This window comes from Jannaschia sp. S6380, assembly GCF_023015695.1.
Lineage (GTDB): Bacteria > Pseudomonadota > Alphaproteobacteria > Rhodobacterales > Rhodobacteraceae > Jannaschia.
In genome coordinates, this window is sequence record NZ_JALKAS010000001.1 from 852,745 (window position 1) to 867,223 (window position 14,479).

Annotated in this window: 12 protein-coding genes; 2 read left to right on the forward strand and 10 right to left on the reverse strand. The window is 68.5% G+C overall.

The genetic code is table 11. The features are described 5' to 3' along the window. Nucleotides 1-6: 6 nt before the first annotated feature. Complete coding sequence (locus MWU52_RS04435; RefSeq protein ID WP_246949869.1) at nucleotides 7-453, forward strand: RbsD/FucU domain-containing protein; 447 nt, start codon at nucleotides 7-9, stop codon at nucleotides 451-453. Continuing rightward, nucleotides 446-1,363, forward strand: coding sequence for a ribokinase (rbsK, locus tag MWU52_RS04440; protein WP_246949872.1), 918 nt, complete (start codon nucleotides 446-448; stop codon nucleotides 1,361-1,363). Before MWU52_RS04435 ends, rbsK begins: the two co-directional genes overlap by 8 nt. A 33-nt stretch (nucleotides 1,364-1,396) precedes the next feature. Here rbsK and MWU52_RS04445 read toward each other — a convergent pair whose 3' ends face one another. The 10 genes from MWU52_RS04445 to MWU52_RS04490 all read right to left on the reverse strand — a co-directional run bounded on the left by MWU52_RS04445 (nucleotide 1,397) and on the right by MWU52_RS04490 (nucleotide 14,449). Next, nucleotides 1,397-2,419 (reverse strand): TRAP transporter substrate-binding protein, encoded by a 1,023-nt coding sequence (locus tag MWU52_RS04445; protein ID WP_246949873.1) that lies wholly within the window; start codon nucleotides 2,417-2,419, stop codon nucleotides 1,397-1,399. Nucleotides 2,420-2,548: 129 nt separating this feature from the next. Continuing rightward, entirely contained in the window at nucleotides 2,549-4,252 is a 1,704-nt protein-coding gene (locus tag MWU52_RS04450; protein WP_246949876.1) for a hydantoinase B/oxoprolinase family protein, read from the reverse strand. Next, the gene (locus tag MWU52_RS04455) at nucleotides 4,249-6,333 is read right to left on the reverse strand and encodes a hydantoinase/oxoprolinase family protein (protein WP_246949877.1); all 2,085 of its coding nucleotides are present in this window, start codon (nucleotides 6,331-6,333) and stop codon (nucleotides 4,249-4,251) included. Before MWU52_RS04455 ends, MWU52_RS04450 begins: the two co-directional genes overlap by 4 nt. 75 nt (nucleotides 6,334-6,408) lie before the next feature. Beyond that, entirely contained in the window at nucleotides 6,409-7,428 is a 1,020-nt protein-coding gene (locus MWU52_RS04460; RefSeq protein ID WP_246949879.1) for a Hint domain-containing protein, read from the reverse strand. 86 nt (nucleotides 7,429-7,514) lie between these two features. Further along, complete coding sequence (locus MWU52_RS04465) at nucleotides 7,515-8,273, reverse strand: alanyl-tRNA editing protein (protein WP_246949882.1); 759 nt, start codon at nucleotides 8,271-8,273, stop codon at nucleotides 7,515-7,517. Continuing rightward, the gene (locus MWU52_RS04470; RefSeq protein ID WP_246949884.1) at nucleotides 8,270-10,573 is read right to left on the reverse strand and encodes a DUF3772 domain-containing protein; all 2,304 of its coding nucleotides are present in this window, start codon (nucleotides 10,571-10,573) and stop codon (nucleotides 8,270-8,272) included. The genes MWU52_RS04465 and MWU52_RS04470 overlap by 4 nt, the downstream gene beginning before the upstream one ends. A gap of 7 nt (nucleotides 10,574-10,580) precedes the next feature. Beyond that, nucleotides 10,581-11,609, reverse strand: coding sequence for a cysteine synthase A (locus tag MWU52_RS04475; protein WP_246949886.1), 1,029 nt, complete (start codon nucleotides 11,607-11,609; stop codon nucleotides 10,581-10,583). Nucleotides 11,610-11,664: 55 nt separating this feature from the next. Continuing rightward, nucleotides 11,665-12,780: an NUDIX domain-containing protein gene (locus tag MWU52_RS04480; protein WP_246949888.1), complete on the reverse strand. Its 1,116-nt coding sequence runs from the start codon at nucleotides 12,778-12,780 to the stop codon at nucleotides 11,665-11,667. Next, nucleotides 12,777-13,238 (reverse strand): TrgA family protein, encoded by a 462-nt coding sequence (locus MWU52_RS04485; protein ID WP_246949889.1) that lies wholly within the window; start codon nucleotides 13,236-13,238, stop codon nucleotides 12,777-12,779. Before MWU52_RS04485 ends, MWU52_RS04480 begins: the two co-directional genes overlap by 4 nt. Further along, the gene (locus MWU52_RS04490) at nucleotides 13,238-14,449 is read right to left on the reverse strand and encodes a cyclopropane-fatty-acyl-phospholipid synthase family protein (protein WP_246949890.1); all 1,212 of its coding nucleotides are present in this window, start codon (nucleotides 14,447-14,449) and stop codon (nucleotides 13,238-13,240) included. The genes MWU52_RS04485 and MWU52_RS04490 overlap by 1 nt, the downstream gene beginning before the upstream one ends. Nucleotides 14,450-14,479 lie beyond the last annotated feature (30 nt).

The window sequence follows — 14,479 nt, forward strand, 5'->3', positions numbered from 1 at the left end:
ACCCGGATGCTGAAAGGTCTGGACCCGATCCTGAACGCCGACGTGCTCTATGCGCTGCGGGCCATGGGGCATGGCGACATGCTGATCCTGGCGGACACGAACTTTCCGTCCGACGCCATCGCACAGGCGACCGTGCATGGGGAGCTTTTGCGCATCGACCGCCCCATGGCCGAGGTCGCGCGCGCCGTCCTGTCGGTCCTGCCGCTCGACACGTTCGTCGACGATTTCGCCGGACGCATGCAGATCGTGGACGACCCCGACGCCATCCCCGACGTGCAGACCGAGGTGCAGGACGCCATCGCCGCGACCGGCGAGACGCGGCCCATGGTCGGGATCGAACGCTTCGCCTTCTACGACCTCGCGCGCGAGGCCTATGCGGTGATACAGACGGGCGAGCGGCGGTTCTACGGCTGCATCATGCTGCGCAAGGGAGTGATCGCACCCGATGAGTGACATCGTCATCCTGGGCGTCTTCGTCGCCGACACGTCCTATCGCGCCGACCGCCAGCCCCGCATGGGCGAGACGATCATGGGCCGGTCCTTCGCGCTCGGCCCCGGCGGCAAGGGGTCGAACCAAGCCGTCGCGGCGGCCCGCGCGGGCGGGGCCGTGACCTTCGTGTCGAAGCTGGGCCGCGACACGTTCGGCGACATGGCCATGGCCGCTTGGGCCGAGGCCGGCGTGACGCCCGCCGTGGAACGCGGCGACGGCTATACCGGTGCCGCCTACATCTTCGTCGAGGAGTCGACGGGCAACAACGCGATCATCATTGCCCCCGGCGCTGCGGCCGGAATCGACGCGACCTTCATCGACGCACATGCCGACGCGATCCGGCGGGCGAAGGTCTTCGTCACGCAGCTGGAGCAGCCGATGGACGCGGCCCATCGCGCGCTGCGCCTGGCACGCGACGGCGGGGCAACCACGATATTGAACCCCGCACCGGCGGCGGAACTGCCGGACGGGATGTTGGCGCTCTGCGACTACGTGACTCCGAACGAGACCGAGGCGGAGGCCCTGACCGGCATCGCCGTCACCGACGTGGCGAGCGCCCGGCGCGCGGGCGACGCGCTGCTGGCGGCGGGGGTGGCGCGCGCGGCCGTCCTGACGCTCGGCGACAAGGGCGCGCTCTACCATGACGGCGACACCAGCCTTCTGGTCCCGCCCTACAATGCGGGCGCCGTGGTCGAGACGACCGGCGCCGGCGATGCCTTCAACGGTGGCTTCGCGACCGCACTGGCCGAAGGCATGGACCCGCAGGATGCCGTGCGCTTCGGCTGCGCCACCGCCTCGATCAGCGTCACGCGGCCGGGGACGGCGCCGTCGATGCCCGACCGGTCCGAGATCGACGCCCTGCTGGCGGGCTGACCGCCGCCTGCGCGGGGCGACGGCCGCACCGGCCTATTCCTCCGACAGGCCGATCCGCGCGATGAAATCCCGATGGCTCTGCACGATCTCGGCCGCCTCGGGCGTCTTGGAGGCCCAATCCTCCCACGCCGTCTGCGCGGCCTCGCGGAAGGCGGCGCGGTCCTCGGCCGACCAGTCATAGATCGTCACGCCCTGTTCGGGCAAGTCGCGCAGCGCCTCGCCGTTCTCGACCAGGGTCAGCATCATCAGGTCCATCGCCATGGCCTTGTGCGCCGTCTCGATGATCGCGCGATGGGCCTCGGGCATACCTTCCCAGACGTCGGTGCGACAGGCCAGATGGTCCGACGACATCGAATGGAAGCCCGGAAACGTCGTGTGCTTGGCGATGTCGTAGATGCCCAAACCGACGTTCACCGCAAGCGACGAGGCATCCGCCCCGTCGATGATCCCGGTTTCGAGCGCGGTGAAGATCTCGGTGAAGTCCATCACCACCGGCGAGGCACCGAGCGAGGCGAAGATCTCGGTCTGCATGCCCGGGGGTGAGCGGAACTTGAAGTCCTTCAGGTCGTCGATCCCGTTCAGCGGACGGGTGGAGTTCAGCGATTCCTGACCCCCGATCGCGGCACCGATGAAGGTCATCCCCTGGGGGTTGTACAGCGAATTGATCACCTCGCGCCCGCCGCCCACATTCACCCAAGCCTGGTACTGCAAGGGCGTGTCATATCCGCCCATCGTGTCGGCCACGAACTGGAACGCCGGGTTCTTGCCGGTCTGATAGCTGCCGTTGGTCATGTCGCAGTCGAGGATGCCACTGGCCGCCGCGTCGAACGTCTCGACCGACTTCACGACGCTGGCGGAATAGAACATCTCGATCTCGATATCGCCGCCTGACATGGTGTGCACGTCCTCGACGAAATCGGCGATCACCCGGCCGGAAGTGGATTCCGGCGACTGATGGTTCTGGATCCGCAACGTCGTGGTCTGCGCGACCGCACCCCCCGCCGTCAGGACAAGCGTCAGAACGGACGCACCTGCGAGTCGATTGCCGAATGTCATGTGATTTCCTCCCTGGATATCGGTAATGGGCCACGCCGTGCGTGATCCTGCCCGCCCCAGCGGGGCGGGTCACCCTCAGGCTAGCCCATGCAAGGCGCGAGGCACCCACAAAAAAGCGGGGGACCTACTTCAATCGACGGAACGCCCCGCGCGCACGCGGGCCAACACGCCGGCGATGGTCTCTTCGTCCAGGCCATAATCGCGTGCCGCCGCCTCGGCCGAGATGTAGCCGCGCGCCAGGTCCCGCCGGATGAGCGCCGGATCGCGGTCGCGCGCCGGACCATAGCCGCCGCCACCGGGGAACGCCATCAGGACGCGTCGGCCATGCGGCACGAACTGCTTTCCCTTGCCGCGCATGGCGGCGCCGTCTTCGCGGGCGATCGTGGTCGGCGCACCCGCCGCCCCGCCCTGGCGCCCGCGGGCCGGATGATCGACGCGGTCGAACATCGCCTGCAGGTCGAATTCGTGTCCGTCGCGCGCGCCCACCTCCATGAACTGCCCCAGCCCGCCGCGCAGACGCCCCGCGCCGCCGGAATCGGGGCGCAATTCCTTGCGCCAGATGACGACGGGGCCGGCATGTTCCGTCGCCTCCACCGGCATGGTCATCACACCCGAGGGGAACGCGGTCGCGTTCAGCCCGTCGCATGTCGGCCGCGCGCCCGAGCCGCCCGAATTGAACGCCAGCACTTCGGCCCGTACGGCACCCCGCGGCGCCGGCGCATCCCTGCGCGGTCGCAGCGAGACCTGGAAGTTGCACAGACAGCCCGCCCCCTCGGCCGGGACGGTATCCGGCAGGATCCGGTCGAGCGCGTCATAGACGGCGTCCGGCACGAAATGCCCGACGATATGGCGCAAGGCCACGGGCGCGGGGTGGACGGCATTGACGATGGTGTCCCGCGGCGCGGTGACGCGAAACGGCGCCAGCGAGCCCGCGTTGTTCGGAATCTCGGGCGCGATCGCGCATTTCAGAGCATAGCAGGCATAGGCCTTGGCATAGACCATCGGGCAGTTGATGCCCTTGGGATCGATCCCGCTGGTGCCGTCGAAATCGCACAGGATATGGTCGGCCGCCGTCGTCAGACGCACCGCCAGCGTGATCGGCGTGTCGAACCCGTCGATGGTCATGCTCCCCTGCGCGGTGGCGCGGGGCAGCGCGGCGATGCGTTCCAGCGTCGCGCGTTCCGAGTTCTCCAGGATGAACCGGGCGATCCCCGACAGGTCGTCCAGCCCGAATTCGTCCATCATGTCGGCCAGCCGCCGGTCGCCGATGCCGTTGCAGGCGGCCAGGGCATGGATGTCGCCGATCAGCTGATCGGGCTGGCGCACGTTGCTGCGCAGCATCCGCACCAGGGTCACGTCGACCTCGCCCCGATCGGCGAACTTCATGATCGGGATATGGATGCCTTCCTCGTAGACGCTGGCCGCGTCGGCGCCGAAGCCCCGCCCGCCGATATCGACGACATGCGCGGTGCAGGCGAAGAACCCGACAAGCCGTCCGGCACGGAACGACGGCGTGACCATCGTGATGTCGTGCAGGTGGCCCGTCCCCTCCCATGGATCGTTGGTGATGTAGACGTCGCCATCGTGGATATCGTTGCGCCCGATCCGGCGGATGAAATGGGCCACGGCGTCCGCCATCGCGTTGACGTGGCCGGGCGTGCCCGTCACCGCCTGCGCCAGCATCCGACCGCCTTCGTCGTAGACGCCGGCCGACAGGTCCCCCGCCTCGCGCACGGAGGTCGAGAACGCGGTTCGGATCAACGCCTGCGCCTGCTCCTCCACCACCGAGATCAGGCGGTTCCACATGACCTGATACGCGACATCTGTGGTCATGGCGTCCCCTCCGGCGTGATGTCGATGCAGCCATCGGCCTGGCACAGCGCATGGCGGCCCGGCGGCACGACGATGGTGGTCTCGTCCTCGGTGATGACGGCGGGACCGGCGACGGTCGCCCCCGGCGTCAGGGCGTCGCGCGACACGACCCGCGCCTCGGCGAAGGCGCCCGCCGCCGGGTCGAACAGCCGGCGGCGTCCCTGCTCGGGCGCGGGCTTGCCCCGTGGTGCAGGCGTGACCGGGTCGACCGGTGCGGGGCGCGTGGTGGCGTTGACGGCCCAGACGGTGATTTCGACATCCAGCCCCGCGACCGGCCGGCCGAACAGATGTGCGTAGTCATCCTCGAACAGCTGCCGGAACATCGCGGCATCAGGCTCCGCCGCCTGTTCGGGCGTCAGCGCGACGGGAATCTCCCACCCCTGACCGACATAGCGCATGTATGTCTTGAACTCGGTCAGGATCTCCTCGGTCGTCTCGCAGCTTCGCACGAAATCCACCGCCTCGGCCCGCAACTCCGACAGGAGCGCGGTGACGCGCGCGGGCTCGAATTCCGACAGGCGCATGTAGACGCTGCGGTTCGCCTCGAAGCTGAACGGCGCGCGCAGGAAACCGATGGCCGAGCCGACGCCGGCCCCCGGCGGCACCAGCAGGCGTTCGATCCCCAGCTTCTGACACAGGCGCGCGGCATGCAGCGGCGCGGCGCCCCCGAAGGCGATCATGGTATAGCCTGCCAGGTCCTCGCCATTCTCGACGGCATGAACGCGGGCGGCGTTGGCCATGTTCTCGTCCACCACCTCGGCCAGACCGAAGGCGGCCGTCTCTTCGTCCATGCCCAGCGGTTTGCCCAACGCCTGCCCCAGCGCCTCCGTCGAGGCCCGGGGGTCGAGCGTGATGGCCCCGCCCGCGAACCCGTCGGGGTCCAGCTTGCCGAGGATCAGGTCGGCATCGGTGACCGCCGGCCGGTCGCCGCCCCGGCCATAGCAGGCGGGTCCGGGTTCGGACCCTGCGCTTTCGGGGCCCACGCGGATCTGGCGCATCGCATCGACATGCGCCAGCGAGCCGCCGCCCGCCCCGATCTCGACCATGTCGATCACCGGGATGGAGATCGGCATGCCGGACCCCTTCTTGAAGCGGTAGGTGCGCGCGACCTCGAACACGCGGCTGGTGCGGGGGGTGCGGTTCTTGATGAGGCAGATCTTCGCGGTCGTGCCCCCCATGTCGAAGGACAGGACCCGGTCCAGCCCGTGCCGTGCCGCGATATCGGCCGCGAAGACCGCACCCCCGGCGGGACCGGATTCGACGAGGCGCACCGGAAATTCGGCCGCGCTGTCCAGTGAGATGATCCCGCCCCCGGAATGCATCAGGAAGACCGGGCATTCCGCCCCTTCGGCGGTCAGGCGCCCGCGCAGGCGCCCCAGATAGGACCGGATTAGCGGTTTGATATAGGCGTTCGCGACGACGGTGTTGAACCGTTCGTACTCGCGCATCTGCGGGCTGACCTCGGCCGAGAGCGAGACCATCGCCTCCGGCAGGCGCTCGGCCAGCACGTCGCGGATCATCCGTTCATGAGCGTCGTTCAGGTAGGAATGCAGCAGACCCACGGCCACGCTCTCGACGCCCGCCTCGGCAAGCCGATCCGCGACCGTTTCCACCTCGGCCCGATCCAGCGGGATCAGGACGGCACCGGTGGCGTCGACGCGTTCGCGAACGGTATGGCGCATCTGCCGCTCCAGCAACGGCTCGGGCAGGACGAGGTTCAGGTCGTATTGCTCGAACCGCGACTCGGTGCGCATCTCGATCACGTCGCGAAAGCCCTGCGTCGTGATCAGCGCCGTCTTCGCGCCGCGACGTTCGATCAGCGCATTCGTGGCCAGCGTCGTTCCGTGCACGATCTGGGCGATGCCGGAGGGCGCGATGCCCGCCCGGTCGCAGACCTGGCGCATCCCCTCGACGATCGCATTCTCGGGCGCGGCATAGGTCGTCAGGACCTTGGTGGAATGGATCACGCCATCCCGTTCCAGCGCGACATCGGTGAACGTCCCGCCGATATCCACGCCCAGCCGCGCCGTGCCGTCCGTCATCGCCACCCCCTGCAATCGTCGCCGACTAGAGGATATCGGCGCGGCAGTGCCAACCCGGAAAGTGCCGCGCCCGCATCAGCGGGCCAGAAAGCCCCGCGCCGCACGTCCGCGCAGGTCCGACGCGGCCGCGGGACCATAGGCCATCGGGTCGTGGCGCAGGCGCGGGCAGCGATCGAGAAGCGATTGCCGCGCGGACCCCGTCAGCGTGGGAAGCGACGTCGCACCGGGCTGAAAGCTCTCGGTCGGGACACCTTCGGACAGGATCACATTGTGTCGGTCGAACAAAAGGTGATGATACGTGACGGTGCCGCCCGAGCGGATCCGCGCCTGGCCGGCGCGCGCGAAATCCCGGGCCGGGATCAGGACCGCCTCGGCGCCCTGCAGGACCTGCGCGCGCCAGTCCGAAACCCAGATGCGATGCTGTGGCGAGACGAGCAGCGGACGGGCATTTCCGAAGGTGCCCGGCGCGAAGACGATGGGCGCGTGGTCGCCCAGGGCGGGGACGGTGCGCCGTGCCGTCCAGCGCAGCGGCTGCGGCCCCTGCCCCAACGTAGTGACCATGTCGCCGGGGCTGAGCATCTCGACGGGGATCGCACCGGAGGGTGTCGCGATCAGCGTTCCCGCGGCGAAGCAGATCGGCGTGGCATAGGACGAGGCGGCGAAGTTCGGGCCCTCGATCGCCTGCGTCACGGTCAACGGGACGCCGGCCGGTGGGAACCCGCCCGCCGGGCCCAGCACCGCCAACCCCTCGACCGTCCCGTAGGCGGGGCTGGAGTTGTTCACGTTGAAGCCGATCAACGTGTATTCGTTTCCGTCCGGATCCTCGACGATCAGGGCGTATTCCGCCTCCACCCGGGTGCCGTCGGGATAGGTTACCCCGTCGATGGTCTGCGCACCGTCCAGGGTCTGGCTGGCGTCGCTGTCCCCGAAGGAGGCATCGTTGTCGTCAACCTCGACCGCCCCAAAGTCGCGGTTCGCCAATGTCAGCGTCTCGCCGACCAGATGGCTGCCGTCGCCCTGCGTGACGCCCGACAGCTGGGCGCCGCCGCTGACGGCGACGTCACTCTCGCCAAGGGTGTAGATCGTATAGGGCATTGGGTCCGGCCGGGTCCGTTCACGTACAGTTTACACGGCCCCAGTAACGGCGACATATGGCAAAAGTTGCAAAGGTTAACGGAATGTTAATGTCCGTGACCTGTCGGCATCGGATCGCCCGTCGCTTCGCCGTTCAGCGTGATCGAGATGCGCCGGTTCGCGCGACCCTTGTTCTCGATCTTGCCCACGCTGACCGCGCCGATCTCGGCCGTGGATCGCACATGCGTCCCGCCGCAGGGCTGCAGGTCGACGGGCACGGGGCCGGAGCCGATGCGCACCAGCCGGATATGCCCCGCACCGCGCGGGGGCTGGACCGACAGCGTCTTGACGAGGTTGGGGGACGCGTCCAGCTCCGCCTCGGTGATCCATTCGTCCGACACCGGGTGGTCCTGTTCGATCAGTTCCGTCAAGCGTGCCTGGATCGCCTCGCGTTCGAATGTCGGCTCGGGCATGTCGAAATCGAGCCGCGACTTCTCGGCCCCGATCTGGCCGCCGGTGACCGGCAACGGTACCACGGCCGACAGCAGGTGCAGCGCGGTATGCATGCGCATGAACCTGTGCCGCCGTTCCCAGTCGAGGCGGGTTTCCACAAGCGTTCCGATTGGGGGCAGCGGCGCCTCTTCGGCCGGTACGAGGACAATCGACGTCTCGTCCGCCTTGGTCGCGCCGGCAATGTCGCAGGCACCGCCGTCCCAGGTCACGCGCCCGCTGTCGCCCGGCTGTCCGCCGCCCTTCGGATAGAAGATGGTCCGATCCAGGACGATCCCGCCCTCGGGCGTGAGCGCGGTCACCGTCCCGCCGGCGGAGGTGAGGTACGGGTCGGTGCGGAACAGGCGCTCGGTCATGGATCATCGGCCTTTTCGGGTCTCAGGGCTTCGGGATTTCGCAGCCAGATGTCGCGCTGCGCGAAGGGTATCTCCAGCCCCTCGGCCGCGAAACGCTCGGCGATGGCGTGGTTGAGTTCGGAGGCGACGATGACCTTGAAGAGGATGTCGCGCAGGACGACGCGGACCGTGAAGTTCAGGCTGTCCGCCCCGAACCCGTCGAAGGTCACGAGCGGCGGCGGGTTCAGGATGACCATCGGATGCGCCTCCGCGACCTCCTGCAGGATCGCCTCGACCCTGCGGGTGTCGGTGCCGTAGGCGACGCCCACCGTCAGGACGACCCGCCCCGAGGAATTGGCCAGCGTGTAGTTCGTGACCACGCCCGAGATCAGATCCGCGTTCGGCACGATCACGTCCTGGCGGTCGAACGTCTCGATCCGGGTGGAGCGGACGCTAATCTCGCGCACGAAGCCCTCGGTCCCGCTGGCCTGGACCAGGACCCAGTCCCCGATCTTGATGGGCCGCTCGATCAGCAGGATGATGCCCGAGACGAAGTTCTGCACGATGTTCTGCAGACCGAAGCCCAGACCCACCGACAGGGCGCCGGCGATGATGGCCAGCCCGCTCAGGTCGATGCCGGCCGCCGTGATCGCGATCAGCGCCGCCAGCGTGATGCCGACATAGCTGGTGCCCGAGAGGATCGCGTTGGTGCCGCCGGAATCGAGCTTGGTCTTTGGCAGGACGCTCGTCCGCAGCACGCCTTTGATCAGCCGAACCGCCAGCCAACCCAGCAGGAAGATAACCGCGAAGATCAGGAAGACCTCGGGCGAGATGCGCGTCTCGCCGATGGTAAAGCCGCGCAGGAAAGTGGCCCACCATTCACCCAGTCGCGACGCGCGGATACCCCAGATCAACGCCACGACGGGCAGCGCCGCGATTGCCAGTGCAAAACCGACCAGCGTGGGCGTCAGCGCATCGCGCCCCGCATCCGCACGCCGGGTCACGGCGGCGTAGATGTCGAAGACCACGCCCTGCAGCACCCCGATCAGCATGATGAGCGCGAGCGTCAGGACGGAGGACCACAGGACCGCGTTGCCCAGTGTCACATATCCGAAAGCGGCCGCGAGCGGCGCGGCCAGGCCGACGAAGAACAGCGCCCGCCCGAGCAGACGCAGGATCTGGGCCCAGAAGCCGTCGTCCTCCTCGCCCCGCGCGGCCTGTCCTTCGATCAGGAAGATCCGACCCATCCGGACCATGCTGAAGCCCGCGGCGATCAGGATCACGAAATGCGACACCGCACGGCTGACGACCGGGTCGTCGGAGGAGGGCGCGATCACCTCGACGGCGAAGGCGCAGGCCAGAAGCACACCCAGCGTCAGCGCGTGCCGTCGCCCGGCGGCCCGCCGCTCGGCCGCGACGGGCAGGAAGGCCGGCGCGGTATCGCGTTGCGGCAATGCCTGCAGCGCCAGCCAACGGGCGGCCAGGATGACGAAACCCATGATCGGCAGCAGCACCGTCGCCGCCTCGACGCGCAGACCTTCGGCCCCCATCAGCTGCAGGATGCGGACGATGGCGACCAGACCCAGGACCGGAAGGCCCAGCCGACCCAGCGAGATCGCCAGCAGGGTCAGGCGGATCACCGCGCTTTCCCCCTCGCGTCCGGCAATGCGGTCGCGCAGACTGCTGAGCCAGACGCCCGAGCGCCAGAGCAGAAGCGTGGCCACCAGGATCAGGACGCCCAGTTCGACCCCGCGCGCCTGCCAGACCGCCCGTGCCGTGGGCGAGGCAAAGGGCGCCCAGAGTTCCCGCCCGAAGGCCGCCAGCCACGCGCCTATGGCCCCCAGTGTCGGCAGCCAGTGAAGCGGATTCAGCGGCGCGGGCGCCTTGGCCAACAGCTCGTCGGCGCGCGCCGCCTCGATCAAGCGGTCCGTTTCGGCGATCAGGCCGTCGGCGGTGCTGAACGCGGTCTGCGCCTCGCGCGAGGGTTGGCGCAGATCGTCCAGGCGGGCCTCGATCTCGGCACGCTGGGCGGCCGTCGCGGGCGTCTCCGTCTCCCCCTCGGCGGGCGGCGGGCCCAGGGCATCGAGCTGCGCCTCCAGCGTTTCAATCCGCGTGTCGTTGGTGCTAAGCCCCTCCTCGAACCGGGCGCGCCAGCCGACCAGTTCCTCGCGCAGCGCCTCGAGCGCGTCGACCGAGGCGGCACCGTCGGCCAGCACCTCCTCCGTCCGGGTGACGACGACCGGCCATTCGGGGTCGACGACCTGTGCCAGGGCCGGCATGGCCGCCCATAGCGTCAGGAGAAGGACGGCAAGGCGGATCATCCGAGACTCACTCGAAGACCGCGGGAACCTCGGGCGACGGCCCGTCGAGCCAATGTGGCACCGGAAGGCCCTTGTCGCGCAGGAAATCCGGATCCCATAGCTTCGACTGATACCGCGATCCGTAGTCGCACAGGATTGTCACGATCACATGCCCCGGCCCCATGGCCCACGCCATCTTGACGGCGCCGCCGATGTTGATGCCGGTCGATCCGCCCATGCACAGCCCCTCATGCTCCAGCAGGTCGAAGACGATGGGCAGCGCCTCCGCGTCGGTAACCTGACAGGCGAAATCGGGCGTGAACCCCTCCAGGTTCGCGGTGATCCGGCCCTGCCCGATCCCCTCGCTGATCGAAGACCCCTCCGACGCCAGCTCGCCATGTTCGTAGAAATTGTAGAGCGCGGCCCCCATCGGATCGGCCAGCCCGACCTTGACGCCCTTGGGCTGAAGCACCTGCGCCACGCCGGCCACGGTGCCACCGGACCCGGCGGCGCAGATGAAGCCGTCGATGCGGCCGTCCGTCTGCTCCCAGATCTCGGGTCCTGTCGTTTCGACATGCGCCTGCCGGTTGGCGGTGTTGTCGAACTGGTTGGCGAAGATCGCGCCGTTCGGTTCCGTCTCGGCCAGTTTCCCGGCCAGACGCGCGGCGTATTTGATGTAGTTGTTGGGGTCGCGATACGGCTTCGGCGGCACTTCGACCAGCGTGGCGCCGGCCAGACGCAGCATGTCCTTCTTCTCGCGGCTCTGGCTGTCGGGAATGACGATGACCGACTTGAAACCCATGGACGCGCCGACCAGCGACAGGCCGATGCCGGTGTTGCCTGCCGTCCCCTCGACGATGGTCCCGCCGGGGCGCAAGGCGCCCGACGCCATGGCCTCGCGGATGATGTAGAGTGCGGCGCGGTCCTTGACCGACTGCCCGGGGTTCAGAAACTCCGCCTTTCCCAGGATCTCGCAGCCGGTTTCGTCGCTGACGCGGTTCAGCCGGATCAGGGGCGTGTTGCCGATCGCCTCGGCAAGGTTCTGGTGGATGGTCACGGGTGGCCTCCGGGCGCGCTGTTCCGCTCAGGTCTATTCTCCGCCGGGTGGGCCTTCAACCGCGCAGGCGTTCGGCATGATGCGCCAGCCAGAGTGCCGAGACGATCAGCGGCGCGTTCGCCGCCTCGCCCGAGGCGACCATCGCCATCAGGTCCGCGCGCGGGACGAGATGGGCCCGGATGTCCTCGTGCTCCTCGTCCAGGCCGTGCAGGCCGTCGCTCCCGTTTGGCAGATCGCAGAGCGCGACATAGGAATTGATGACCTGCGCCAGACCGCCCGGACTGGGATAATAGCGTCCGACGAAGTGCAGCGCGTCCGGCGCAACGGTCAGCCCCGCCTCCTCCTCCATCTCCCGAAGGGCGGTGGTGGTGGGCGTCTCGCCCGCGTCGATCAGACCGGCCACAGGCTCCAGCATCCAGGGCAGCGGGTCGCCCTTGGCCAGAGCACCGATGCGGATCTGCTCCACCACCAAGACGCGGTCGCGCGCCGGATCCCAGGGCAGAACCGTCGCGGCATCGGTCACATGGCTGATGGCGCGTTGCATCCGCTCGGACCGGGTGCCGTCGAAACGCGGGTGGTCCAGGTGCCATTCCTCGACCCGGTGAAACCCTTCGTAGGGATAGTCGACGCGGTGCACGGCGACTTCGGTCGCGTCATGTTCGCCGCCCACGGTCGCCGGCCGCCGCGTCCGCCGGGCGGTGACGATGCCCTGGGCACGCGCATGGATCACCCCGCGGCGGGCCGCGATCCCCTGGGGCGCGACGCGACCGTGCCCGCGCATCACCTCGGCGGCGGCGAGCCGTGTCCGCTCGCCGTGCCGGGCGATCCAGTCATCGAGCGACCATGCCTCGCCCGATCCGCCCGACGGTGCCGCCTCGCGGTAAACGAGCGCCGCGACGGGCCCGTCCGGCCCCGCGACCTGCACCGCGTCGGGGACGTAGCCGAACGCGGTCTCGTACCAGTCGAGTCGGGCCTTGGCGTCTTCGGGCAGATCCCCGGTCAGACCCCCCTCGCAGCGCCCGCCCTCGACCAGAACGGGCCAGTCGCCGGCGGCCGCCCGCTCCACCCGCCACCCGGAAAGGGTCGCGGGCACGATGTCGACGGCGCGGCCCGCCACATCCGCCAGTAGCGAATCCCAGACCAACGTGCCGAACAGGAAATACCGGCTCACCGGGTGACGCGGCCCGTGATGCCCGCGATCAGGCCGACCACCGCCGCGCCCACGAAGAACACGCCCAGAACCAGCGGGTCGGCGATGGTCAGGATGTCCTTCCACAGGAAATCCATCCAGGCCGACGCGGCCGTGCCCACGGCCGTGTACTTCCGGTCGAGCGAATTCATGATCATCACCCCGAAGGAGTGCAGCAGGACCGCCAGCACCAGCAGGATCGCCGCACCCGCGATGCCCGCGGTGACCGACCGTGTCATCGTGGTGCCCCGCCCCGTCGGGCCCGTCGCCTCACGTCCGATATAGCGCCAGCCGACGATCAGGGCGCCGAAGGCCAGGATCTCGCGGAAGCGTCCGACGCGCACGCCCTCCTCCAGGACGGTCCGGACGATGACCTCGGCGGTGAACCACGCCAGGGCGGCGAACAGCAGGGCGGCGACGAGCTTGGCGGGTGTAGGCATCAGGCGGGCTTTCGTACCGTCATCTGGATCACGTCACACATGCCATACTCGAACGCGCCCGCACAGCCCGTCAGGTAAAGGTTCCACATCTTGCGGAACCGCTCGTCGAAGCCCTGCGCGGCAACCTCGGGCCAGCGACGGTTGAAGCGGTCGTACCAGCGGCGCAGCGTGATCGAATAGCTCTTGTCGATGCTGAACGATCCGCCGTGTTCCAGCCCCGCGCGCGAAAGCTGTTCGGTCAGCTTGTGGGGCGCGGGCAGCATGCCGCCGGGGAAGATGTACTTCTGGATGAAATCGACCTGCTTGGAGTAGGTCCGCCAGCGTTCGTCCGGCACCGTGATGATCTGGAGCGAGGCCTGGCGGCCGGGCCGCAGGCGATCGCGCAGCGTATCGAAATAGATCGGCCAATAGGCCCGCCCCACCGCCTCGAACATCTCGATCGAGGCGATGCCGTCATAATCCCCCGTCTCGTCGCGGTAATCCTGCAGCTTGAAATCGACCTGGCCGGACAATCCGGCCCGATCAATACGTTCCCGGGCGAAGTTCAACTGCTCGCGGCTCAGCGTCAGGCCGGTCACGTTCAGGCCCCGCTCGCGCGCGGCGTATTCGGCGAAGCCGCCCCAACCGCAGCCGATCTCCAGCACGTGCTCGCCGGGGCGCACATCCATCCGGTCCACGATCGACTTGTACTTGGCGGTCTGCGCGGCCTCCAGATCCTCCTGCCCGGTCTCGAACAGGCCTGCGGAATAGGTCATCGTGTCGTCCAGCCACAGGCCGTAGAAGGCGTTGCCCAGATCGTAGTGGCGCGAGATGTTGCGCCGGGCCTGCGACTTGGTGTTGCGCTGCAGCCAGAAGCGCAGCTTCTCGTAGGCCTGGATGAAGACCAGACCGGGGAACTGCTGGATCAGCATGTCCCCCTCCTTGTTGATGTAGTCGAACACCGCCTGCAGGTCGGGCGTCGTCCATGACCCGTCCATGTAGCTTTCCATGAAACCGATGTCGCCCTCGCGGACCAGGCGGGCGAAGACGTCGGCGTTGTGGACGTCGATCTCGGCCACGGGGCCGGGTTCGGGGCCTTCGTGGCGGAACCGGCGCCCGTCGGGCAGGCGCACGTCCATCCGTCCCGATCGCGCGCCCTGCGCCATCGCGAAGGCCTGCTTGAAGTACCGCGGCAGGTCGGCCTGCCCATCGGTCGTGGTCATGACGTCCATGCGTCCCCCGTCAAATTGTCGCGAAGAAGA

Excerpts from the sequence above, each read along its gene's own strand:
- MWU52_RS04435 (WP_246949869.1), top strand. The coding sequence starts at position 7 with ATGCTGAAAGGTCTGGACCCGATCCTGAACGCCGACGTGCTCTATGCG.
- rbsK (WP_246949872.1), top strand. The coding sequence starts at position 446 with ATGAGTGACATCGTCATCCTGGGCGTCTTCGTCGCCGACACGTCCTAT.
- MWU52_RS04445 (WP_246949873.1), bottom strand. The coding sequence starts at position 2,419 with ATGACATTCGGCAATCGACTCGCAGGTGCGTCCGTTCTGACGCTTGTC.
- MWU52_RS04450 (WP_246949876.1), bottom strand. The coding sequence starts at position 4,252 with ATGACCACAGATGTCGCGTATCAGGTCATGTGGAACCGCCTGATCTCG.
- MWU52_RS04455 (WP_246949877.1), bottom strand. The coding sequence starts at position 6,333 with ATGACGGACGGCACGGCGCGGCTGGGCGTGGATATCGGCGGGACGTTC.
- MWU52_RS04460 (WP_246949879.1), bottom strand. The coding sequence starts at position 7,428 with ATGCCCTATACGATCTACACCCTTGGCGAGAGTGACGTCGCCGTCAGC.
- MWU52_RS04465 (WP_246949882.1), bottom strand. The coding sequence starts at position 8,273 with ATGACCGAGCGCCTGTTCCGCACCGACCCGTACCTCACCTCCGCCGGC.
- MWU52_RS04470 (WP_246949884.1), bottom strand. The coding sequence starts at position 10,573 with ATGATCCGCCTTGCCGTCCTTCTCCTGACGCTATGGGCGGCCATGCCG.
- MWU52_RS04485 (WP_246949889.1), bottom strand. The coding sequence starts at position 13,238 with ATGCCTACACCCGCCAAGCTCGTCGCCGCCCTGCTGTTCGCCGCCCTG.
- MWU52_RS04490 (WP_246949890.1), bottom strand. The coding sequence starts at position 14,449 with ATGGACGTCATGACCACGACCGATGGGCAGGCCGACCTGCCGCGGTAC.